This is a genomic window from Sphingomonas sp. (assembly GCF_031372575.1).
Lineage (GTDB): Bacteria > Pseudomonadota > Alphaproteobacteria > Sphingomonadales > Sphingomonadaceae > Sphingomicrobium.
Genome location: NZ_JANMLM010000113.1, coordinates 1 through 22,428, shown reverse-complemented (window position 1 = coordinate 22,428; position 22,428 = coordinate 1). Strand labels below are relative to the sequence as shown.

26 protein-coding genes are annotated in these 22,428 nt (G+C 62.7%); 16 read left to right on the top strand and 10 right to left on the bottom strand.

Annotated features, from left to right (window positions below; genetic code table 11):
• The 8 genes from RMN73_RS11950 to mazG form a co-directional block, all read left to right on the top strand.
• On the top strand, nucleotides 1-910 hold a 910-nt coding region (locus tag RMN73_RS11950), incomplete at its 5' end, for a D-alanyl-D-alanine carboxypeptidase family protein (RefSeq protein WP_309603557.1).
• Entirely contained in the window at nucleotides 910-1,539 is a 630-nt protein-coding gene (tmk, locus tag RMN73_RS11945) for a dTMP kinase (protein ID WP_309603556.1), read from the top strand. The genes RMN73_RS11950 and tmk, both read left to right, overlap by 1 nt.
• Nucleotides 1,536-2,507 carry an AAA family ATPase gene (locus RMN73_RS11940; protein ID WP_309603555.1) on the top strand — a complete coding sequence of 324 codons (972 nt, stop codon included), beginning with the start codon at nucleotides 1,536-1,538 and terminating at the stop codon, nucleotides 2,505-2,507. Before tmk ends, RMN73_RS11940 begins: the two co-directional genes overlap by 4 nt.
• Before the next feature lie 9 nt (nucleotides 2,508-2,516).
• Nucleotides 2,517-4,079 carry a methionine--tRNA ligase gene (gene metG / locus RMN73_RS11935; RefSeq protein ID WP_309603554.1) on the top strand — a complete coding sequence of 521 codons (1,563 nt, stop codon included), beginning with the start codon at nucleotides 2,517-2,519 and terminating at the stop codon, nucleotides 4,077-4,079.
• A complete protein-coding gene (locus tag RMN73_RS11930) occupies nucleotides 4,079-4,852 on the top strand; it encodes a TatD family hydrolase (protein ID WP_309603553.1) in 774 nt (257 codons plus the stop codon). Before metG ends, RMN73_RS11930 begins: the two co-directional genes overlap by 1 nt.
• Nucleotides 4,849-5,616 carry an MBL fold metallo-hydrolase gene (locus RMN73_RS11925; protein ID WP_309603552.1) on the top strand — a complete coding sequence of 256 codons (768 nt, stop codon included), beginning with the start codon at nucleotides 4,849-4,851 and terminating at the stop codon, nucleotides 5,614-5,616. Before RMN73_RS11930 ends, RMN73_RS11925 begins: the two co-directional genes overlap by 4 nt.
• Nucleotides 5,617-5,630: 14 nt before the next feature.
• Nucleotides 5,631-6,197, top strand: a complete 567-nt coding sequence (locus tag RMN73_RS11920) for a TIGR02281 family clan AA aspartic protease (RefSeq protein ID WP_309603551.1) — start codon at nucleotides 5,631-5,633, stop codon at nucleotides 6,195-6,197.
• 123 nt (nucleotides 6,198-6,320) lie between these two features.
• A complete protein-coding gene (gene mazG, locus RMN73_RS11915) occupies nucleotides 6,321-7,085 on the top strand; it encodes a nucleoside triphosphate pyrophosphohydrolase (RefSeq protein ID WP_309603550.1) in 765 nt (254 codons plus the stop codon).
• Here the strand turns inward: mazG and hflX are convergent.
• The 5 genes from hflX to dusB form a co-directional block, all read right to left on the bottom strand.
• Nucleotides 7,073-8,371, bottom strand: a complete 1,299-nt coding sequence (gene hflX, locus RMN73_RS11910) for a GTPase HflX (RefSeq protein ID WP_309603558.1) — start codon at nucleotides 8,369-8,371, stop codon at nucleotides 7,073-7,075. The two genes, mazG and hflX, sit on opposite strands and share 13 nt — an antisense overlap.
• Nucleotides 8,368-8,856: an RNA chaperone Hfq gene (gene hfq, locus RMN73_RS11905; protein WP_309603549.1), complete on the bottom strand. Its 489-nt coding sequence runs from the start codon at nucleotides 8,854-8,856 to the stop codon at nucleotides 8,368-8,370. The genes hflX and hfq overlap by 4 nt, the downstream gene beginning before the upstream one ends.
• Nucleotides 8,857-8,863: 7 nt before the next feature.
• Complete coding sequence (locus RMN73_RS11900) at nucleotides 8,864-10,246, bottom strand: sigma-54 dependent transcriptional regulator (RefSeq protein WP_309603548.1); 1,383 nt, start codon at nucleotides 10,244-10,246, stop codon at nucleotides 8,864-8,866.
• The gene (locus tag RMN73_RS11895; protein ID WP_309603547.1) at nucleotides 10,236-12,515 is read right to left on the bottom strand and encodes an ATP-binding protein; all 2,280 of its coding nucleotides are present in this window, start codon (nucleotides 12,513-12,515) and stop codon (nucleotides 10,236-10,238) included. Before RMN73_RS11895 ends, RMN73_RS11900 begins: the two co-directional genes overlap by 11 nt.
• Before the next feature lie 67 nt (nucleotides 12,516-12,582).
• Nucleotides 12,583-13,581 carry a tRNA dihydrouridine synthase DusB gene (gene dusB, locus RMN73_RS11890; protein ID WP_309603546.1) on the bottom strand — a complete coding sequence of 333 codons (999 nt, stop codon included), beginning with the start codon at nucleotides 13,579-13,581 and terminating at the stop codon, nucleotides 12,583-12,585.
• A 50-nt stretch (nucleotides 13,582-13,631) separates the two neighbouring features.
• On the opposite strand from dusB, the gene RMN73_RS11885 reads away from it, so the two are divergent.
• A complete protein-coding gene (locus RMN73_RS11885) occupies nucleotides 13,632-14,780 on the top strand; it encodes a bifunctional 2-C-methyl-D-erythritol 4-phosphate cytidylyltransferase/2-C-methyl-D-erythritol 2,4-cyclodiphosphate synthase (RefSeq protein ID WP_309603545.1) in 1,149 nt (382 codons plus the stop codon).
• A gap of 18 nt (nucleotides 14,781-14,798) precedes the next feature.
• On the top strand, nucleotides 14,799-15,302 hold the full coding sequence (locus tag RMN73_RS11880) for a CinA family protein (RefSeq protein ID WP_309603544.1): 504 nt from the start codon (nucleotides 14,799-14,801) through the stop codon (nucleotides 15,300-15,302).
• On the opposite strand, the gene RMN73_RS11875 is transcribed toward RMN73_RS11880, so the two are convergent.
• Both RMN73_RS11875 and lipA read right to left on the bottom strand, forming a co-directional pair.
• A complete protein-coding gene (locus RMN73_RS11875; RefSeq protein WP_309603543.1) occupies nucleotides 15,263-15,724 on the bottom strand; it encodes a type II toxin-antitoxin system RatA family toxin in 462 nt (153 codons plus the stop codon). The two genes, RMN73_RS11880 and RMN73_RS11875, sit on opposite strands and share 40 nt — an antisense overlap.
• Nucleotides 15,724-16,644, bottom strand: coding sequence for a lipoyl synthase (lipA, locus tag RMN73_RS11870; protein WP_309603542.1), 921 nt, complete (start codon nucleotides 16,642-16,644; stop codon nucleotides 15,724-15,726). Before lipA ends, RMN73_RS11875 begins: the two co-directional genes overlap by 1 nt.
• Nucleotides 16,645-16,725: 81 nt before the next feature.
• On the opposite strand from lipA, the gene RMN73_RS11865 reads away from it, so the two are divergent.
• Genes RMN73_RS11865 through RMN73_RS11855 form a run of 3 tightly spaced genes read left to right on the top strand, consistent with a single transcriptional unit; the run spans nucleotide 16,726 to nucleotide 18,612 of the window.
• The gene (locus RMN73_RS11865) at nucleotides 16,726-17,679 is read left to right on the top strand and encodes a sodium-dependent bicarbonate transport family permease (RefSeq protein ID WP_309603541.1); all 954 of its coding nucleotides are present in this window, start codon (nucleotides 16,726-16,728) and stop codon (nucleotides 17,677-17,679) included.
• A gap of 7 nt (nucleotides 17,680-17,686) precedes the next feature.
• Nucleotides 17,687-17,992 (top strand): DUF190 domain-containing protein, encoded by a 306-nt coding sequence (locus tag RMN73_RS11860; protein ID WP_309603540.1) that lies wholly within the window; start codon nucleotides 17,687-17,689, stop codon nucleotides 17,990-17,992.
• Nucleotides 17,992-18,612: a carbonic anhydrase gene (locus tag RMN73_RS11855; protein WP_309603539.1), complete on the top strand. Its 621-nt coding sequence runs from the start codon at nucleotides 17,992-17,994 to the stop codon at nucleotides 18,610-18,612. The genes RMN73_RS11860 and RMN73_RS11855 overlap by 1 nt, the downstream gene beginning before the upstream one ends.
• 18 nt (nucleotides 18,613-18,630) lie before the next feature.
• Here RMN73_RS11855 and RMN73_RS11850 read toward each other — a convergent pair whose 3' ends face one another.
• Nucleotides 18,631-18,963, bottom strand: a complete 333-nt coding sequence (locus RMN73_RS11850) for a hypothetical protein (protein ID WP_309603538.1) — start codon at nucleotides 18,961-18,963, stop codon at nucleotides 18,631-18,633.
• 113 nt (nucleotides 18,964-19,076) lie between these two features.
• Here RMN73_RS11850 and RMN73_RS11845 point away from each other — a divergent pair, with 113 nt between their 5' ends.
• From RMN73_RS11845 to RMN73_RS11835, 3 genes are all read left to right on the top strand, one after another.
• On the top strand, nucleotides 19,077-19,811 hold the full coding sequence (locus tag RMN73_RS11845) for an NYN domain-containing protein (protein ID WP_309603537.1): 735 nt from the start codon (nucleotides 19,077-19,079) through the stop codon (nucleotides 19,809-19,811).
• A 62-nt stretch (nucleotides 19,812-19,873) separates the two neighbouring features.
• A complete protein-coding gene (locus RMN73_RS11840; protein ID WP_309603536.1) occupies nucleotides 19,874-20,404 on the top strand; it encodes a pyridoxamine 5'-phosphate oxidase family protein in 531 nt (176 codons plus the stop codon).
• Nucleotides 20,405-20,491: 87 nt separating this feature from the next.
• Complete coding sequence (locus RMN73_RS11835; protein ID WP_309603535.1) at nucleotides 20,492-20,962, top strand: DoxX family protein; 471 nt, start codon at nucleotides 20,492-20,494, stop codon at nucleotides 20,960-20,962.
• 109 nt (nucleotides 20,963-21,071) lie between these two features.
• Here RMN73_RS11835 and RMN73_RS11830 read toward each other — a convergent pair whose 3' ends face one another.
• Nucleotides 21,072-21,605 carry a DUF805 domain-containing protein gene (locus tag RMN73_RS11830; RefSeq protein WP_309603534.1) on the bottom strand — a complete coding sequence of 178 codons (534 nt, stop codon included), beginning with the start codon at nucleotides 21,603-21,605 and terminating at the stop codon, nucleotides 21,072-21,074.
• A 168-nt stretch (nucleotides 21,606-21,773) separates the two neighbouring features.
• Nucleotides 21,774-22,428: ATP-binding cassette domain-containing protein (locus tag RMN73_RS11825; protein ID WP_309603533.1), on the bottom strand; the 655-nt coding region annotated here is incomplete at its 5' end.

Here is a 22,428-nt window from a genome sequence, read left to right as displayed (position 1 = left end):
GAAATGGCATGGTCCGGCCGCCGGATCGACGATGTTCCTCGGCGTTGGCGAACAGCCGACGGTCGAGGATCTGCTCCACGGCATCGTTACGTTGTCCGGCAATGACGCATCGGTCGTGCTTGCCGAATGCATCGCCGGGACCGAGGAAGCCTTCGCCAATGTCATGAACGACAATGCCAAAAGGCTCGGCCTGACCAATAGCCGTTTCGGCAATTCTAACGGCTGGCCCGACGAAGGCCGCACTTATGTCACCGCGCGCGACCTGGCGACGCTGGCGCGGGCCGAGATCGAGCGCCACCCCAAGCTCTACAAGCAATTTTACGGGCAGACGTCCTACACCTGGGGAAAGACGCTCGGCAGCGGCGCGGCGATCACCCAGGCCAACCGCAACCCCTTGCTCGGCAAGGTCGCCGGGGCCGATGGCCTCAAGACCGGCCATACCGACGAAGCGGGCTATGGCTTCACCGGATCGGCCGTCCAGAACGGCCGCCGACTGATCATGGTCGTCGCCGGAATCGACAGTTACACCAATCGCATCGCGGAATCGGTTCGCCTGATGGAATGGGGCTTCAACGCCTGGCAGACCAAGCCGCTCTACAAAGCGGGTGCCACGGTCGGCACGGCCAGCGTCCAGATGGGCAGCGACAGCGAGGTCGGCCTGGTTGCCCCGCACGATCTCGCGGTCACCATGCCGGCCGGCATCCTGTCCAAGGTCACTTCGACTAAGATTCGCTACCAGGGGCCGCTCAAGCCCGGCTTCAGGAAGGGCGATCATGTCGCCGATCTGATCGTCACCACCGCCGATTCGGGCGAGCAGGTGATGCCATTGGTTGCTGCCAATGACGTCGCGCCCGCCGGCTTCTTCGGTCGGATCTGGATCGGGCTCACCCAATTGCTGGGGATGGCCTGATGGCACGGGGTCGGTTCGTCAGCCTCGAAGGTGGGGAAGGGGTCGGCAAATCGACCCAGCTCGCCGCCTTGGCCGAAGCCCTCACCGGGCGCGGCCTACAGGTCGCTCTCACGCGCGAACCGGGCGGTAGTCCCGGCGCCGAAGCAATCCGCAAATTGTTGCTCGAAGGCGAAGACGGCCGCTGGAACAGCCGCGCCGAAGCTTTGCTGTTCGCCGCCGCGCGCTCCGACCATATCGACAAGACCATCTTGCCCGCGCTCGAGCGCGGCGAATGGGTGCTGAGCGACCGCTTCCTCGACTCGAGCCTCGCGTACCAGGGCGAAGCGGGTGGTCTTGGGATTGACGCCGTGCGCGACCTGCATCGCTTTGGCAGCGTCGATTACCTCCCCGATCGCACCCTTGTGCTCCAGCTCGACGAATCCGAAGCCGGCGCCCGCGCACGCAATCGCGACGGCCATTCCGGCGACCGCATCGGTTCGCGCCCGCCATCCTATCACGCCGCGGTCGATGCAGGTTTCCGCACCATGGCCCAGCGCGAACCGAACCGCGTCAAATTGATCGACGCCTCGGGCCCCACCGCAACCGTCACTGCGCGTTTGCTCTACGCATTGGGCGACTTGCTGCCGTGATCCTGGGCCACGCTTCGGCGATCGACCGTTTCCTAGGTGCTTGGGCGAGCGGCGCGATGCACCACGCCTGGCTGCTGACCGGCCCGCGCGGAATCGGCAAGGCCAGCTTCGCCCGCGCCGCCGCAACTCGCATGCTCGCCGAAGCCGCCGGCCCGCTGATCGTCGGCGCTGGGATCGAGACTCCCGAGAACCACCCAACGGCACATTTGATCAACGCCGGAAGCCACCCCGATTACCGCTTCCTCGAACGAATCTTGAACAAAACCGGCACCGCGCTCCAACGCAACATCAGTGTCGATCAGGTCCGCGCGCTCGGCGACCTGTTCTCGGTCACGCCGGCGATGTCCGACTGGCGTGCGGTGGTGATCGATTCTGCCGACGACCTTGATCGCTCCGGGGCCAATGCGTTGCTCAAGATGCTCGAGGAGCCGCCTGCCAAATGCGTCTTCCTGCTGGTCAGCCACGTCCCCGGCCGCTTGCTCCCAACCATCCGCTCGCGCTGCACAACGCTTGATTTCCAGCCACTTGGCGATGACGTCATGGCGTCGATCCTCGCCGAACAAGGTCAAGACTCCACAAAGATACCGGCGCTGATCCAGCGGGCAGGGGGCTCCCCCGGCACGGCGCTGTCCTATGCCGCGCTCGACCTCGCCCCGCTTCATGACCAGGCGCTGGCAATCATGCGCGCCGGTGACCCCTTCAACGAGCGCCGCGCCAGGCTTGCCCAGTCGCTTAGCCTCAAGGCCTCGGCCGATCGCTACGCCGCCTTCCTGCAGATCGTCCCGACGATGATCGCCGACGAAGCCAAAATCCTCGACGGTCCGGCCCGCCTGCGCGCGCTCGATGCCTACCGCCGCGCCCGAGACACCTGCCAGCTCGCCCCGCGCTTGTCGTTCGATCCCGGTGCGACCATTTTCCAGCTCGGCACGATCCTCGCCTCGGTTGCCCCTGAAGGCGCGTCCGTTTAGGGCCGCGCCATGGCCGAGCCTTATTACATCACCACCGCAATTTCGTATCCCAATGGCAAGCCGCACATCGGCCATGCCTATGAAGCGATCGCCGCCGACACCATTGCCCGCTTCCGCCGTGCGCAGGGCCGCAATGTAAGGTTCATCACCGGCACCGATGAGCATGGCCTCAAGATGGTCCAGACGGCGCGCGACGCAGGCCGCGATACGATGGAATTCGCGACTGAAATGTCGTCGTGTTTCAAGGTGATGTGCGCGACCTTGAACATCAGCAATGATGAGTTCCTGCGCACCAGCGACCCCGTCCATCACGCCGCCAGCCAGGCCTTGTGGACCGCGATGGAGGCCTCGGACGACCTTTACCTCGACCGTTATGAAGGCTGGTATTCGGTCCGCGACGAGGCGTTTTACGACAAGAGCGAACTGACCGGCGAAGGCGACGACCGCCGGTCGCCCCAAGGCACGCCGGTCGAATGGACCGCTGAGGAGACGTGGTTCTTCCGCCTGTCCAAATATCAGGACGCCTTGCTCGCGCTCTACCGCGAAAATCCCGACTTCATCCGTCCCGAGAGCCGCCGCAACGAGGTGATCCGCTTCGTTGAAGGCGGCCTTCGCGACCTCAGCGTCTCGCGCACCAGCTTCGACTGGGGGGTCAAAGTCCCGGGATCGCCCGACCATGTGATGTACGTCTGGGTCGACGCGCTGACCACCTACATGACCGCAGTCGGCTATCCCGACACCAATGGCGATTTCGCGAAATACTGGCCCGCCGACGTCCATTTGATCGGCAAGGACATCGTCCGCTTCCACGCGGTCTATTGGCCGGCCTTCCTGATGTCAGCCAAGCTGCCCTTGCCGAAACAAATATACGGCCATGGCTTCATCCTCGCCAAGAGCGGGGAGAAGATGTCGAAGAGCGCTGGCAATTCGGTCGACCCGATCGACATGGCGGCGCGCTACGGAGTCGATGCCTTGCGCTACTTCCTGATGCGCGAAGTCAGCTTCGGGCAGGACGGCAGCTACAGCCACGAAGCGATCGTCAACCGGGTCAATGCCGAGCTCGCCAACAGCTTCGGCAATCTGGCGCAGCGTAGCTTGTCGATGGTGTTCAAAAATCTCGACGGCGTCTTACCTAGATTCGAAGGCTCCGCTCTAGATAATGAACTTGTTCAAACGGTCGCAACCGCTTGTCAGTACGAGGTTCCACGGGATTTCGATTCATTGAATTTCTCACAGGGAATTGAGGCATGGATGCGCGCAGTTTATGCATGCAACCAGTATGTGGATCAGACTGCTCCGTGGGCGCTTCGCAAGTCTGACCCCGAGCGAATGAAAGAGGTGTTGGGCACTCTTTTCGTTTGCATTCGAGATTTGGCAATTGCGATCGCACCCGTCATTCCCGAGTCAGCCGGCAAACTCCTCGATGCTATGGGCATCTCTGACACCGAACGTAATCAAAATTCGTTGAATGATCCAACTTGGTATGTTCGGTTGGCTGAGAGCAACTTCCGGCTCACCCAACCCGCTCCAATTTTCCCTCGCCTTGAGATGGAAGAGCCAGAGGATGCCTGATGCTGATCGATAGCCATTGCCACTTGGTCTATGACGGCCTCGCCGAGCGCCAGGACGAGGTGCTGGCCGCCGCCCGCGCGCGTGGAATCGCTGGTTTCCTCAACATTTCGACCCGCCAGTCCGAATGGGATGACGTCATCGCCGTCGCAACCCGTGAGCCCGACGTGTGGGCCAGCGTTGGGATCCACCCGCATGAGGCCGATGCCCACCCCGATCTCGGAGCAAACGAGCTGGTTACCGCCTCCGCCCACCCCAAGGTCGTTGCGATCGGCGAGTGCGGCCTGGACTATTACTACGACAAGTCCGACCGCGCCGCCCAGCGCGAGCGGTTCGCGGCGCACATCGATGCCGCGCGCCAGACCGGGCTGCCCTTAATCATCCACACCCGCGATGCCGAAGCCGACACCGCCGAAATGCTCGCCGAAGCCGTCGAGCAGGGCGGGATCGCGGCTGTGCTCCACTGTTTCACCGGCAGCGCCGACCTCGCCCGCACCGCGCTCGATCTCGGATTGTTCATCTCGATCTCCGGCATCGTCACTTTCAAGAATGCCAAGGATTTGCAGGATACGGCGAAGAGCATCCCTGCCGACCGCCTGCTGGTCGAAACCGACTCCCCGTTCCTCGCCCCGGTCCCGCATCGCGGCAAGTCCTGTGAGCCGGCGTTCGTCGCTGACACCGCCGCTTTCCTGGCTGAATTGCGCGGCGAGACGATCGAACTATTGTCAGCCAACACCACCGCCAACTTCTTCAGATTGTTCAAGAAGGCTGCATGAAGGTCCGCATCCTCGGCTGCGGAACGTCGTCGGGTGTGCCGCGGATCGGCAATGATTGGGGGACATGCGATCCCGCCGAGCCGCGCAATCGCCGCACCCGTTCGTCAATCCTGATCGACAGTGCTGGCGAGCAACTCCTCGTCGATTGCGGCCCCGATATGCGCGAACAATTGCTTGCCGCCGAAACCGCCGACCTGGCCGGCGTGATCGTCACCCACGACCATGCCGATCATTGTCACGGGATCGACGATCTTCGCCAGATTGCGCATCACACAGGCGCCCCGGTTCCGCTTCATGCTCGCGCAGACACGCTCCAACACCTTGCCAAACGCTTCGCTTATGCCTTTGAAGGAACACCGCTTTATCCGGCGGTGATCAGCCCGAAACCGCTCGGCGAAACCCTTGCGCTCGGGTCAGCCACATTGACCTTCGTGGACCAGCCCCACGGCGGAATCACCTCGCTCGGTATCCGCGTCGAGGAGGGGGGACACGTGCTCGGTTACGCAATCGACTTTCACGACATAACCGACGCCATGCGTGCGCTCTATGCCGGGATTGACCTATGGATCTGCGATTGCCTCCGCCGCAGGCCGCACCCGACCCATGCCCATCTCGATGCCGTGCTGGGCTGGGCGAGGGATCTCGGAATCGGCCAATTGTTGCTCACCCACCTCGACAAAAGCATGGATTATGCAACACTTGTCCGCGAATTGCCCGATTGGGCCGCGCCCGCGTTCGACGGGCAGGAAGTGCAGCTGGGATGACCGAAAATCAGGGAATGAACTCCCTATATCTGATGCTCTGCCTGATCCTGGTCGCAAGCTCGCTGATCGGCATGAGCCTGCCGCTCGGCAAGGCCGTAAAGATGGTGCTGGCGTGGGTTGCGATTTTCGGGGTCGCCTTCACGTTGTTCGCGTTTCGTGGCGAGTTTACCGCACTTGGCGCGAAGCTTCGCGCTGAAGCGACCGGCGCGCCGATCCAGGTGGGCAATGAATTGCGGATCGCGATGCGCGACGATGGTCATTTCTGGGTCGATGCCAGCGTCAACGGCAAGGCAGCGCCGTTCCTAGTCGACAGCGGGGCGTCGGTCACCACCATCTCGCCCGATCTTGCCGCCGCGGCAAAGGTCGAGACCGGGATGCGCGTTGCTCAGGTAGAGACCGCCAATGGCGAGGTGCAGATGCCAGTCGCGACCGCGTCCGATTTCGCCGTCGGCCAGATCGCCCGGACGGACTTCACAATATATGTGAACAGCGCCGACGATACTAACGTGCTGGGCATGAACTTCCTGTCGTCGCTCGGCAGTTGGCGGGTCGAGGGCAACACGCTGGTGCTGCAACCGTGACCAAGGTCGTGCAACTCTGCGAGCGGCGTCTGTTGAGAGAGAAAACATCGCCACACCCTCTAAAATCATGATCATTGTTTTACATAATACATATTATCATACTTATAATTACCGGAGAAAATGGTGAATATTGAGTCCCCCCCGGCCAATCTTGGTCGCCTCGAAAGCATCATGCGCCGGTTGCGCGATCCGGTGACCGGTTGCGAATGGGACAGCGTCCAAAGCTTCGCCTCCATCGCGCCCTATACCATCGAGGAAGCCTATGAAGTCGCCGACGCGATCGATCGCAACGACATGGCCGACCTCGCCGACGAGCTCGGCGATCTCCAGCTGCAAGTCGTATTCCACGCCCAAATGGCGACCGAGGCCGGCCATTTCACGCTCGACGAGGTCCTGACCCGCATCTGCGACAAGATGGAGCGCCGTCACCCGCACATCTTCGGCGATGCCACCGACGGCGGCCACCATTTGTGGGAGCAGATCAAGGCCGAGGAACGCCGCGACAATCCCGACCAGAGCGCGCTCGCTGGTGTCGCCAAGGCACTGCCGGCGCTGGAACGCGCCACCAAGCTGCAGAAACGCGCCTCCCGCACCGGGTTCGACTGGCCCGACGCCAGCGGCGCCCGCGCCAAGGTTGTCGAGGAGCTCGCCGAGCTCGACGCTGAGACCGACCAGGCTGCGCGCGAAGAGGAATTGGGCGACCTGCTGTTCGCGGTGGTCAACCTCGCACGAAAGCTCAACATCGCGCCTGAAGCTGCTTTGCGCGCGGCCAATGCCAAGTTTGAGCGGCGCTTCCGGGCGATCGAAACAGAACCGCGCTTCGAAGCGCTTTCGCTGGATGAAAAAGAACAGCTCTGGATCGCCGCAAAGGCCGCTCAGAGCGCCTGAAACCGCGCCCAATCGACCGCCGACAGCCGCACCTTCATCGTGATATGCTCGCCGTCGCTGTCCTGCCCGATCACCTTGCCGCGGGCATGCAGCCAAGCCATCTTCTCTCCCTCACTCGACGATAACGTAACCGCGCGCGTATCGTCGCCCGAGCCAAGCCGCTCGACAATTGCCACCCGCAACGCCTCGATTCCTTCGCCGGTCAGCGCTGACACCACCGCGACATCCTCGCGCCGTGCCGCCTCCCCGGCCAGCGCCTCGCGCTCGTCGCGCGCCATCGCGTCGGCCTTGTTCCACACCTCGATACGCGGCGGCCCCTTCCCCTCCTCCAGCCCGAGCGATTCGAGCACCGCCTCGACATCGGCCGCCTGCGCATCGCGATCGGGGTGCGCCATGTCGCGAATATGGAGGATCAAATCGGCCGCCAGCACTTCCTCGAGCGTCGCCCGGAACGCCGCGATCAATTCGGTCGGCAGGTCGGATACAAACCCGACCGTGTCACTCAGGATCGCCTTGCCCGAACCCGGCAGTTTGACCTCGCGCATCGTCGGATCGAGCGTCGCGAACAGCAGGTCCTCGGCCAGCACTTCGGCCTTGGTCATGCGATTGAACAGGGTCGACTTGCCGGCATTGGTATAGCCGACCAGCGCCACCAGCGGCCACGGCGCCTTTTGCCGACGGTCGCGGTGCAGCCCGCGGGTGCGCTTGACCTGCTCCAATTCCTTCTTGATCCGCGCCATCCGGTCGCGGATCATTCGCCGATCGGCCTCGATCTGGGTTTCGCCCGGCCCGCCAAGGAAGCCGAAGCCGCCGCGCTGCCGCTCCAAATGGGTCCAGCTGCGCACCAGTCGCCCCGCCTGATAATCGAGGTGCGCCAACTCGACCTGCATCCGCCCTTCGGCCGTCGCCGCGCGCTCGCCGAAGATTTCGAGGATCAACCCGGTGCGGTCAATCACTTTGGCCTTGGTCATTTCCTCCAGATTCTTTTGCTGCACCGGGCTCAGCGCCGCATCGACAATCAGCAGCCCGGCTTTCTCGTCGGCCACTGCCGCCGCAATTTCCTCGGCCTGGCCCTTGCCGAACAGGCTCGCCGGGCGCGGCGCCCGGACTCGTACCGACCGCCGGGCAACCACCTCGATCCCGATCGCCGCGGCCAGCCCCGCCGCCTCATCGAGCCGCGCCTCGACCGATCGCATCGCCTTGGTGCCGGCGATGTCGGGTAGCACCAGCACGGCGCGCTCGCCGCGGCTGATCCCGTCGTCATCGTCGCGATTGAAGACGCTCAGCAATCGTCTCCGTCGGGCTCGCCATGGGACTGCAAGTCCAGGCTCCCGGCCGGCTGGAGTGTCGAGACTGCGTGTTTGTAGACCAGTTGCACCTGCCCCGACCGCTCGAGCAGGATCGAAAATTGGTCGAAGCTCCCGACCGCACCCTGCAACATCACGCCATTGACCAGGAACAAAGTCATCGACTCATGCTGGCCATGCGCCGCGCTCAGGAAAATGTCCTGCAACGACGATTTCTTCTCGTCGAGCGGGGCCGGCTTGGGAAGTCCCCCGCTCGGCACCCCTGACGGCACAATCGTCGATATCGCATGCTTGTACAGCAATTGCGCCGTCCCATCGCGCCGCAGGAGCATCGAGAAAGCGTCGAACCAGGTAATCACCCCCTGCAGCTTGACGCCCTTCATCAGGAAGATCGTCACCGGCATCTTGTCTTTGCGCACTGCATTGAGGAACTGATCCTGCAGGCTCATCGCTCGTTCGGCCATGTTTATCCTATTCGTCGAGTTCGCGGCGATCGGCCAGGCCGAGCGCCTTCAACTTGCGGTGCAAGGCGGACCGCTCCATCCCGATGAACGATGCGGTGCGCGAGATGTTACCCGAAAAGCGACGGATCTGGACCTTGAGATATTCACGCTCGAAACTTTCACGCGCCTCGCGCAGCGGCGATCCCATGATCGCGATCGATGACGATCCCATGGTCGTTGCCGCCTGACTGTCGACCACTTCAGCGGGCAGCAGGTCGACGTCGATGCACTCCACCCGATCACCCGGCGCCATGATCAAGGTCCGCTCGATGATGTTGCGCAACTGGCGGACATTGCCCGGCCAATCATGCGCCTGCAGCGCCGCAATCGCTTCTTCGGACACATCGGGGGTTGCGATCCGCCGTTCGGCTGCAAACCGCGCCAGGAAATGCACCACCAGGTCGGGGATATCCTCACGCCGCTCGCGCAGCGACGGGATCCGCACCGGCACCACGTTGAGCCGGTAATACAGATCCTCGCGGAACCGCCCGGCGGCAATTTCTTCGGCCAGATCGCTCGATGTTGCCGACAACACGCGTACGTCGACCTTAACCGGGCGCTGCCCGCCAACCCTGGTATAGCTCTGGTCGGTCAGCACGCGCAGCATCTTGGCCTGCGTCGTCGCCGGCATGTCGGCAATCTCGTCGAGGAACAATGTCCCGCCATGCGCCTGCTCGAGCAAGCCGGGCCGCGCTACGCCTTCGGCCTCGACCCCGAACAACTCCTCTTCCATCCGCTCGGGGCTCATCATCGCTGCCGATACGGTGATAAACGGCGCCGATGCCCGAGGGCTCCAATTGTGGATCGTCCGCGCTGCAATCTCTTTGCCGACCCCCGCCGGCCCGGTGATCAGCACCCGGCTCCCGGTCGGTGCGACCCGCTTCAGCGTCGCGCGCACGGTGTTGATTGCGACCGACGATCCGCCCAGCTGGTCGTCCTGCCCGAATTGCTGGCGGAAGGCGGCATTCTCGCGCCGCAACCGGTCGGTCTCGGTCGCGCGCTCGACCAGATGGAGCAACTTGCCCGCTTCGAACGGCTTTTCGATGAAATCGACCGCGCCCTCGCGGATGGCAGCAACGGCGGTGTCGAGATTGCCGTGGCCCGAGATCATGATCACCGGCAGCGTCGGGTCGCGACGTTTGACCTGTTCGAGGATCTGGAGGCCGTCGAGCCGCGATCCCTGCAGCCAGACGTCGAGCAGCACCAGGCTCGGGCGTCGGTCCTCGATCGCGCTCAGCGCCGAATCGCTGTCCGATGCGGTGCGCACCGAATATCCCTCATCCTCCAGCACCCCCGCGACCAAATCGCGAATATCGGCTTCATCATCTACAACGAGCACATCAAGCGCCATCGTTCAGGCCTTTCCGTTCCAAATCCCCGTCGTCACCGTCGTCACCGTCGTCACCATCTTCCGTCTCGGCCGCCTGCGCCGCCAGTCGTTCGGCATCGAAGGCGATCCGCACATGCGTCCCTCCTCCGCTGCGGTCGAGGAAGGCGATTTCGCCGCAATGCTCCTCGACGATCTTTTTAACGATCGCCAAGCCAAGCCCGGTACCGCGCACGCGCGTCGTCATATAAGGTTCGGTCAGCCGCTCGCGATCTTCGGGCAGCCCCACGCCGGTGTCGTGGACGTCGATCACCACTTGGTCCTTGACCGCCCGCACGCGCAATTCAACGCGGTCGCCATCAAAATTGGTTTCACCTCGATTGCGCCTGGTTTCAATCGCTTCGACCGCATTCTTGACGACGTTGGTCAACGCCTGGCTTAGCTGGCGACGGTCGCAGACGAGCGCGATATCGGCTTTGACCGGATCGATGCTGAACGCCACGCCGGGGTGCGCAACTTCGTGCAGGAACAGCGCGGCGCGGGCAATCTCGTGGATATTCTCGGTCTTGAACACCGGTTTGGGCATGCGCGCGAAATTGCTGAACTCGTCGACCATGTTGCGCAGGTCGCCGACCTGCCGAATGATCGTGCCGGTCAAGCGCTCGAACACCTCGGGCTCCGACGTCACTTCCTGCCCATATCGCCGCTGCAATCGTTCGGCGGCGAGCTGGATTGGGGTCAGTGGGTTCCTGATTTCGTGCGCGATCCGCTGCGCGATATCGGACCAGGCCGCACGGCGCTGGTCGCTCAACTGATCGGTAATGTCGTCGAAGGTTAGCACCGCGCCATCGGCATAACGCACGCGCTTGACCGCCAGTGTGCGCTGCCCGCCTTCGGCGGCGATGGTGATATTGGCATCGCGCGCCTCGCCAGTCATGAACTCGGCCAGCTCGGCCGAAATGTCGGTCAGGTTGCGCCCCTCAATCTCCTCGCCCTCAGGCTCGAGCAAATTCTCCGCCGACCGATTGAGCAGCAGGATATTGCCCGTCGCATCGAGTGCCACCACGCCGGCGGTAACGCTCGACAGCACCGCCTCGATAAACGCACGGCGCGTATCGATCAGCTCGTTGGCGCTGACCAATGCCCCGGTCTGTTCCTGCAATCGCCCGATCATCCGGTTGAACGCGGTCGACAGAAGGGCGATCTCGTCATGCGGCTTGGCAACGGGGACTCGGGTCGAAAAGTCCCCCTCCTCCACCCGACCGGCAGCCGCGACCAATTGTCCGACGGGCCGAACCAGTCGGTCGGCGATCTTGAGCGCGGTGGCGATGGCCAGGCCAACGATGATCAGCGCGCCGAGCAACAGCGCGGCGTTGAACCGCAGCTGGTAGAGTCGGGATCGGTCGACCATCTCGCCATAGGTTTTCTGCACCTCGTCGGCGCGCGTGATCTGCTTCTGGAACTGGGGATCGAACACGCGCGCGGCATAGACGTAGGTGCCTTGACCGTAGTTGAGATGCGCAAGCGCCCCAATCCGATCATTGCTGTTGATCGCCACGCTTTCCTTTTCGGTCAGCTCGGCCAACTTGTCCTTGGTGATCACTTTCTCAAGCGGCCTGTCGTACGGATTGACCAGTATCAGTGATCTGACGACACCCTTGCCGTCGACTTGCACGATGATTGCTTCGGACAATTCGCGTTGAAGCACCTGGCGCGCGAAACCATCGGCGAACAGCGGGTCGCTGATCGACACTTCACGCAGATAACCGGACAGATCGCCGCTCATCGTCACCGTCTGGAGTGAAACGCGCTCGACCTCGCGCGAATATGTAGTGCGCGCCAATTCGACCGAATTTTCGATCATTCCCCTGGCGCGGTCAGAAAACCAGAATTCGAGCCCTGACTGAAACAGCAAGGAAGCGAAGATTGCGACCATCACCGTCGGAACCGCGGCAACGACCGAAAACAGGGCCACCAACCGCGTGTGCAACTGCCCGCCGGCCAATCCACCCTTTTCCGCGCGCGCCATCGCGAATTTGCGCGACAGCAACACCATCAGCGCGATTGCGGGGATCAAATTGGCAACCAGCAGCAACGCAATCAGTGGCGGCGACAGGAACGTCCCCGGCGTGCCGCTATTGATCAATATATTGACGCTGAAGGCCAGGATGATCGCCAGCAGCACGACTAGCCCGATCGTCGCCCAGCGATAGAAACGCCCGCTATCGCGCTCGCGCAGAAGCCAGCGCTCGGCGGCCTTGAACAATCCGGAATCGGTGGTGGCAGCGTCCATCAACCGTCGCCCTAGCACGGTCTAGTGGCATAAAAAACACAGTTGCTCGTTGGCCGCAGATTGCGCCTCAGGCGGCGGCTCGCTCCAGCCATGGAGAATAAAATTCGCGGAGCATTGCGATGACCGTGTCGGGGTCGTCGACCTGGTTCACTTTGTTTCGGAATTCCGCCGATCCGGTGAGTCCCTTGGTATACCAACCGAGGTGTTTGCGAGCGAGATTGACGCCCGTCACCTTGCCGTAGAGCGACTGCATTTCGTCATATTGGGTCAGGATGATCGCCAATTGCTCATCCATCGACGGGTCAGGCCGCGCCCCGCCTCCGGCCAAATCGGCCATCACCTGCCCCAGCAGCCACGGCTTGCCGTACGCGCCGCGCCCGATCATCACCCCGTCCGCGCCCGACTGCGCGAGCGCCTTGCGCGCATCCTCGCGGCTGCAAATGTCGCCATTGACGATCACCGGCAAATTGGTCGCGTCCTTGACCGTCCGCACGAACCGCCAGTCGGCCGATCCTTTGTACATCTGGTTGCGTGTGCGGCCGTGGACGGTGATCATCTTCACGCCCAAATCTTCAGCGATCTTAGCGAGTTGCGGGGCATTCAGGCTATCCTGACACCACCCCATCCGCATCTTCAAGGTAACCGGCGCAGTGACCGCCTTGACCGTCGCCTCAATGATGCTCGCCGCCAGTTTCAAGTCCCGCATCAGCGCCGACCCGGCATCGCCGTTGACGACTTTCTTGACCGGGCAGCCCATATTGATGTCGATAATCGCCGCGCCGAGTTGCTCGTTGAGCTTCGCCGCTTCGGCCATTTCGCCCGGCGCACAACCCGCAAGCTGCATCGACACCGGTTCCTCGACCGGGTCCCACGCCGCTTTCTGCAAGCTTTGGCGGGTTTCGCGGATCATCGCCTGGCTGGCGATCATCTCGCTCACCGTTAGCCCCGCGCCGAAGCGCTTGACCGCTTTGCGAAACGGCAGATCGGTGACGCCCGTCATCGGCGCCAGAATGACCGGCGCGTCGATGGTCACCGGACCGACGTGGATGGGCTTGATCAGGCTCATGGGGTTGGTGCGCCTTTACAGGAGGGCGGCCAAACGGGCAAGGCGCGGCCATGTCCGACACACCCACCGTCACCGCCCTCATCGTCGCCGCCGGATCGGGCAGCCGGATGGGCAGCGACCTACCCAAGCAATTTCGCCTGCTGGTGGGGAAATCGGTGCTCGCCCGCGCAGTCGACGCGCTCGCCTCGCACCCGCGCATCGATGCGGTTCGCGTCGTGATCGGCACGGGGCAGGACGATCTCGCCAAAACCGCCCTTGCGAACCGCGATGTCGGCACCCTCATCACCGGCGGTGCCGAACGCGCCGATAGCGTTCGCGCCGGCCTCGCGGCCATCGGTGACGGCATCGTCCTGGTCCACGACGCCGCCCGCCCGTTCTGCCCGCCCGCTGTGATCGACCGCTTGCTCGACGCGCTCGCCACGCATGACGGCGCGGTCCCTGCCCTCGCCATTGCCGACACCTTGGCCAAAGCCCGAGGCCCGATCGACGCGATGGTCGACCGTGCGGGCCTGGTCCGGATCCAGACCCCGCAGGCGTTCCACGTCGAGGATCTGCTCTACGCCTATGGCGAAGCCAAACGCCGCGCGCCGACCGACGAATCAACCGTCATGGTCGAAGCCGGGTTCAAGGTCGCCACCGTCGAAGGAGACCCAATGCTCGACAAATTGACCAATGCGCAGGATTTCGACCGCGCCGAAGCTGCCCTCGCCGCTCGCCTCATTACCCGCACTGGCCAAGGCTTCGACGTCCACGCCTTTGCGGGCGACGGCCCGATCATGCTCGGCGGGGTGTCCGTTCCCCATGATCGCGGGCTTGCCGGGCACAGCGATGCCGACGTCGCGCTTCATTCGATTACCGACGCGTTGCTTGGCGCAGCAGCCCTTGGCGATATCGGCGACCATTTCCCGCCGTCCGATCCGCAATGGAAGGGAGCGGCGTCCGACCAGTTCCTCGCTTATGCCGCGACGCTGATCCGCTCGGCCGGCGGAATCATCGACCACGTCGACTGCACCATCATCTGCGAAGCGCCCAAGGTCGGCCCGCACCGAACCGCAATGCGCGCCCGCATCGCCGATATCCTCGCGCTTCCGATCGACCGCGTCTCGATCAAGGCGACCACGACCGAACGATTGGGTTTCACCGGCCGCGGCGAGGGCATGGCCGCGCAGGCCATCGCCACTATTCGCTTGCCCGGCTGATGCGCGTATAGGCCCGCGATGGACTCACTCCTCCCCGACGATCTGGTTGAAAAAGCCCGCGAAGTGAGTGCCGCCAACCTCGCCGCCGGCAAGCGCATCGCGGTCGCTGAAAGCTGCACCGGCGGGCTGGTGTCGGCCGCGCTGACCGAAATCCCCGGCTCATCGGCAGTGTTCGAAGCTGGCTACGTCACTTATTCCAACGCGGCCAAGAAAGCCTCGCTCAATGTCTGCGATGACGTGGTCGATACCTTTGGCGCGGTCAGCGTCGCAACCGCCTGGGCGATGGCACAGGGCGCGCTCGAAAGCTCGGGCGCCGATATTGCGGTGGCAATCACCGGGATCGCCGGCCCTGACGGCGGCACGCCAAACAAGCCGGTCGGGACCGTCGTTTTCGCTCGGGCCGAGCGCGAACCTGGCCCCGATAAAGTCACCGCCGACCAGAAAATCTTCGATGCCAGCGAAGGCCGCGCGGGCATTCGCCGTCAGGCGGCGCTTTGCGCGCTCGAATTGTTGATGCCGTAAAGCGCCGCGGCGCGCTGCTCGAAGGCTGACGTCATCCGCCGCAAGGCGCGGTCGAACATCTGCCCCGCAAGCGCCTCGAACAAGCGCGACTTGAACGCGAAGTCGACCGCGAAGCACAATTCGGTCCCGCCCCCCGGCGCGGGCGTGAACCTCCACACATTGTGGAGATATTTGAGCGGCCCATCGACATAATCGACCATGATCCGGTCGGGCGCATGCTTGGTCACCTTACTGGTGAAGCGCTCCTTGAAGGCGTTGAACCCGACGACGAGGTCGGCGATCGTCTCGGCGTCCGAGCTCGACTTGATTCGCACCGCGACCACCCACGGCAGGAATTCGTCATATTTCTCGATATCAGCCACCAGCGCGAACAATTGTTCGGGCGAATAGGGCAGCACCTTGGTCTCACTATGCCTCGGCATCAGCGCGTGGCGCGCGCCAATTGTTCAGTGCGGGCCGCCTGCATCTTCGCAAAGTCATCGCCCGCGTGATAGCTCGACCGGGTCAGCGGCGACGCTGCCACCAACAGGAACCCCTTGGCGCGGGCAATCGAGGCATAGGCCTTGAACGCATCGGGCGTGACAAATTCTTCGACCGTCGCGTGGCGCGGGGTCGGCTGGAGATATTGGCCCATGGTCAGGAAATCGATTCCCGCCGATCGCATGTCATCCATTACCTGGTGCACCTCGAGCCGTTGCTCGCCCAGCCCGACCATCACGCCAGACTTGGTGAAGATCGACGGGTCGAGCCGTTTGACCTGCTCCAGCAATCGCAGCGAGGCATAGTAACGCGCGCCCGGCCGGATCATCGGGTACAGCCGCGGCACCGTCTCGAGGTTGTGATTATAGACATCAGGCCGCGCGGCAACGATCGCTTCGACCGCGGCGTCATGCTTGTTGCGAAAGTCGGGCGTCAGGATTTCAATCGTCGTGTCCGGCGTCGTCCGGCGCAGCGCCTCGATCACTTTGACGAACTGGCTCGCCCCGCCATCGGGCAGATCATCGCGATCGACCGAAGTGATGACGATATGGCTAAGCCCGAGCGCGGCGGCGGCATCGGCAGTATGTTGCGGCTCCAACGCATCGACCGCGCGCGGCATCCCGGTCTTGACGTTGCAAAACGCGCAGGCCCGCGTGCAGGTGTCGCCCAGGATCATCACCGTGGCGTGCTTCTTGGTCCAGCATTCGCCGATATTGGGGCAGGCTGCTTCCTCGCACACCGTGTTGAGTTTGAGGTCGCGCATCAACTTGCGAGTGTCGTGATAACCTTGGCTGACCGGCGCTTTGACGCGGATCCAGTCGGGCTTGCGCTGGCGCGGGGGAATGGGGAGCACGGCGTTCATGGATGGCCAGATAGCGACGCGGGGGCTGATTGCCAATCGTCAGTCACTTGAGTAGCAACCCGCGAGCATTCAGGGGGCCAAATGATTCTGTCGACGCTGACCTCGCCGATCATCCTGTTCTTCGCGCTCGGGATGCTTGCCGGTTTCGCCCGATCCGATCTCGTCATTCCCGAAGCCTTCGCCAAAGGCATGGCAATTTACCTGATGGCAGCCATCGGATTGAAGGGCGGGGTCGAAGTATCGAACAGCGGCCTCACCGACGCGCTGCTGATTGCCGGTGCAGCAGGCATGGCGCTCAGCTTCCTTCTTCCCCTGCCCGCGTTCGCAGCGTTGCGCAGTATCGGCGGGCTAAAACGGGTCGATGCTGCCGCCGTCGCGGCCCATTACGGCTCGGTCAGCCTGGTGACGTTCATTACTGCCAATGAAATGCTCAAGGGGGCCGGGCTGCCCGCAGCGGGTTTCATGGTCGCGGTGTTGGCCTTGATGGAGACACCGGCGATCATCACCGGCCTGCTGCTCGCCAGACGTGGGTCGTCCGACACTGGAGTGGCGTCCAAGGGATTGTGGCACGAAGTGTTGCTCAATGCCTCGGTCGTCTTGCTGGTTGGCGCGTTTGTGATCGGCGTGATCGCGGGCGAGAAAGGCTTTGCGCCGATCAAGCCGGTGTTCGACGGCGGTTACAAAGGGGTGCTTTGCCTTTTTCTGCTCGACATGGGCTTGATCGCTGCCCGGCGATTGCGCGAAACACGGGCGCTGACGCTTCGTCTTAGCCTGCTCGCTATTGGACTGCCGTTGATCAACGGCCTGATCGGCGTGGCCATCGGCAGCGCGCTGGGGCTTGATCTCGGAACGGCAGCCTTGCTCGGCGTGCTTACGGCGTCGGCAAGCTACATCGCCGTCCCGGCGGCAATGCGGCTTGCCTTGCCCGAGGCCGATCCCGGTATTTATCTTTCCATGTCGCTGGGAATCACCTTTCCGTTCAACATCGTCGTCAACATCGCGCTGATCGCTGCCGTCGCGCGAATGATGGGATAGCCTGACCATGCATACCGTAGTCCGCAAACGGATCGAAATTCTTGCTGATGCCCCGCTCCTCCCGCGGCTGGTCGATGCGCTCGATGCCAGCGGTGTCACCGGTCACACCGTGCTTCCGGCATTATCGGGCACCGGGTCGCACGGCCACTGGAGCGACGATGGACTGACCGGGACCGCAAAGGTGCTGGTGATGGCCATCACCACCGCAGAGCATGCCGCCGATCTCGTCGACCGGCTCGCGCCCTTGCTCGACAGTCACCGTCTTCTACTCACGCTGGGGGACATCGATGTGGTTCGCGGCGACCGCTTCTGATGCCCGAATTTCGCAAGTTGCTGGAAGGCTATTCGAGGTTTCGCTCGGATCAGTACGCCACCGAGCGCGCCCGGTGGGCGGAATTGGCGGAGGGCCAGGAGCCGCCGGTCATGATCATCGCCTGCTGCGACAGCAGGGTCGATCCCGCCACCATCTTCGACACCCAGCCCGGCCAGGCCTTTGTGCTCCGCAATGTTGCCAATCTTGTCCCGCCTTACGAGATTGGCGGCGGCCTCCATGGGGCGTCGGCGGCGATCGAGTTCGGGGTGACCGGTCTTGGGGTTCGGCATGTCGTAGTCATGGGTCATGGTGCCTGTGGGGGGATCAAGGCAGCTTTGGCGGGCCATGAACATGATGGTCCGCAAAATTTCGTCGATGGCTGGATCAGCATTCTCGATACGCCACGCGAGAGGATTCTCGCTGACCCATCCATCGATGACAAGCAGCATGCGCTTGAACTTGCCGCAATCCGTCAAAGCCTGACTAACCTTCGCACCTTTCCGTTTATCGCCGAACGCGAAGCAGCCGCGGAGCTTTCGCTCCACGGCTGCCACTTCGCCATCGCCGAAGGTCGGCTATTCGTCCTCGAAGAGACGGAAGATAGCTTCCACCCCGTCTGAACTTAGCGCGCTAAGCGATTAGCAACGCGTGTCATAATCATAGACCGGACGGCCGTATTGATCGACATAATAGCAGGAACCGCGGGTATCGCGATAATATTGCTTGCCCTTGACCACGGCGCCAATCACCGCACCGGCAACGCCACCGGCAATCGCGCCTTCGACCGTGCTCACACCCGGGATCACCGCACCGGCGACGCCGCCGACGACCGCACCAACCACGGCGCCGGTGGCAGCGCGGCTGCCCTGGCTCGAACGGTACGGATCATTGTTGTAGCCATAAGGATCGGTCGCACAGGCCGACAGCGGGAGGATCGACGCCACGGCGGCGGTCAAAATCAATTTCTTCATAATCTGATACCTTTCACATCGCGCCCCTGGCGCTCACAAAACGGAAAGCGCACCATCGCCCGTTTCGTTCCGCCCCCGACGGTGTATGAAGCGCCACTAAGGAAGAACCCACGATGAACGATCCCGACCGCTCCTTAGAGCCGGAACTCAACATTGCGCTGCTGATCGACGCCGATAACGCCAGCCCCGATCATCTTGACCAGGTGTTGCTGGTGCTCGGCGAGCTGGGGACGATCAATATTCGCCGGGCCTATGGCAATTGGTCCAAACCCAGCCTCAAGGGCTGGGGAAATCTGTCCGGAATGCATTCCATTGTCCCGGTCCAGCAGTTCGACGTGGTCAAGGGCAAGAGCGCGGCCGATATGAAGATGACGATCGACGCGATGGACTTGCTGTATCGCGGCCATGTCGACGGGTTCGGGATCATGTCGAGCGACAGCGATTTCCTACCCCTTGCCCAGCGAATCCGCGAGGACGGGCTGCCGGTTTATGGGTTTGGCACCACCAAGACCCCGATCAGTTTCCAGCAGGCCTGCACCCGTTTTTTCGATGTCGCTGCATTGTCGAGCGAGAAGGAGGAAGCGCTCGAGGCGCCAGCGGCGGTTGGCGGGCAGCGGCAGGTTGACGCCGAACTGCTGCAAGTCCTCGGCGCGGCGTTCAAGGCATCGAAGCGCGACGACGAAGGCTATGCCTCGCTCAGCGAGATGGGCCAGCGCGCCAAGGCGGTGTCGAGCTTCGCCGTCCGCAATTACGGCTTCACCCGCCTCAGCGACCTGATCGCCGCAGTGCCCAATTTTGGCACCCGCATGGGCGACAATGGCCGGATGATGGTCAAGCGTCTGCGCTGACAGGGAACGCCATCGCCAGTCCGACGGTTATCGAGGCAATCTCAATCCAAAGGAGTTGCCCGATGTTCGGCACGGACGAATCACCCGAAACCAAGCTCGCCAGGAAGTTCTGGAAGGACCTCGACGACAGCCCGTTCATCATGCTCGGCCTCAAGGGCGTCGATGATGATCGTACGCGCCCGATGACCGCCCAGGTCGATGTCCCCGAGGATGGCGACAAGGAAGATGGCGGCCAGATTTATTTCTTCGCCTCGAAAAGCGATGGCGTCGGTCAGGCGGTCCAGGGCAGCGCCCGTGCGGTTGCGACCTTCGTCGGCAAGGGCCACGGCCTGTTCGCGCATATCCACGGCACGCTGGTTCCATCGGACGACAGGGCCGTAATTGAACGGCTGTGGAACCCGTTCATCGCCAGCTGGTACAAGGACGGCAAGACCGATCCCGATCTGCAGTTGCTTCGCTTCGACACCGAAAGCGCCGATGTCTGGGAAGCAACTCCGGGCGCCACGCTCAAGGCGGCCGCGCTCAAGACCCTGTTCAACATCGATCCGGGCAAAGACCATAGCGCCGAGCATCAGGCGACGATCGACCTGTAAACTTGATGTGAATCATTGGCGGCGGTTTGACAGCCGCCGCCAGCCAAGGCAGCTTCCTCCCCGAGTCTTAAAGCAGGGAGTGGGGCTATGGTTGTTAATGAAAAATATGCGGGAATCGCACTAAGCGTCCTGCGGATTATCACGGCATTGCTGTTCATCCAGCACGGGACCGCCAAATTATTCGACGTTCCGAACATGACCTTGCCGTCGGATATCATGGGCATTCCGACGGTCGCGATCGGGGCGCTCGAACTGGTCGGCGGCCTTCTCGTGATGATCGGACTGTTTACGCGGCCAGCGGCGCTTATCCTGGCAGGCGAGATGGCCGTTGCTTACTTCGTCGCGCATGCATCGAAAGACTTGTATCCTGTGCTCAATGGCGGCGAGCCGGCGATCCTGTTCTGCTTCATCTTCCTGCTGTTCGCGGCCACTGGCCCCGGCCCGCTGAGCGTCGAGGATATGCGCGGCGAGGATGACGAACCGGGCGTCGAAGGTTATGCCGCACCCGGCGGCGAGCGCCAGTATCGGCCCGAGGATTTCGGCGACAAGGTTATCTGACCAAATCTCGATGGTCGCATATGACCAAAAGTGAAGCGCCAGATCCCCCGGGGTTTGGCGCTTCCTTTCGTTATGGCGTCCGGATGGTCGGCGACGTGAACACCGTCCCCTATTCCTCGTGATACTGCGGCACGGCCTTCTTGCCCTTTATGCCGCGCGATGCCGATACACTGGGCAGGGTCAGCAGGAAGATCAGCACCATTACGCTCACCGTCTCCAACGCGCTACTGACCAGCATGACTTGCATCATCGTCAGGTCGGGCGGAATGCCGTCGAGTGGCGCGCCGAACATCTGCCGCAACCCAAACGCCGACACGATCGCGAACGGCAGCGGCATCAGCGCCCACAACGGCGATCGCCCGGTATCGCGCAACCGCCGCACTATTGCGGCGGCGTAGAGCAGGAACCAGATCAGCGTGATCGCGCCGAAATAGAACATGAAGGTCGACACCTGCGGCGGCATCCCGCTTTCGACGATATTGCTGACCGACATCGCCATCAGCGGAATCATCAGCAGCATGTTGAGCACGGTCATGACCCCGAACACGAGCGCCGCATAAGGCCAGAACGACCCGACATTCTCCCGCCCACTGAAAGAGAAGAGCAGCCGGAAATGCGCGGACAGCGAGATTTCGTTGTTCATTGCGAATGCCCTCAGAACTGCCAATCAGTCTTAGGCTAACAGTTCAGCGCGCGGGAGTCGTTACCCCAGGCTTGACCCGGGGCCCACCTGCGTCAAACCGGCACAAAGCGCGCCCCAATCCATCACCCCGGGGTTCACCCTTGGTCCACCTGCCTTCGGATTCCCGCCCTACCGCGTCAATTTCTTATACGTCATCCGATGCGGGCGATCCGCCTCAGGCCCCATCCGGCGGCGCTTGTCTTCCTCATACGCTCCGAAGTTGCCTTCGAACCACTCCACATGACTGTCCCCCTCAAACGCCAATATATGCGTTGCCAGGCGATCGAGGAAGAAGCGGTCATGGCTGATGACCACCGCGCAGCCGGGGAAATTCTCCAGCGCTTCCTCGAGCGCGCGCAAGGTCTCGACGTCGAGATCGTTGGTCGGCTCATCGAGCAGCAGCACGTTGCCACCCTGCTTGAGCATCTTTGCGAGGTGGACCCGGTTGCGCTCACCGCCGGACAATTGGCCGACCTTCTTCTGCTGGTCGACGCCCTTGAAGTTGAACGCGCCGACATAAGCGCGGGTCTGCATCTCATTTTTGCCGACGGTCATCATGTCGTGGCCGCCGGAAATTTCCTCCCACACATTGTGACTCGCTGTGAGCGCGTCTCGGCCCTGGTCGACATAGCCGAGATGAACCGTCGAGCCGATCTCGACGCTGCCGCTGTCGGCGGTTTCGACGCCGGTGATCAGCTTGAACAAGGTCGTCTTGCCCGCGCCATTGGCGCCGATCACCCCGACGATCCCGCCCGGTGGCAGGTTGAACGACAGATCGTCGAAC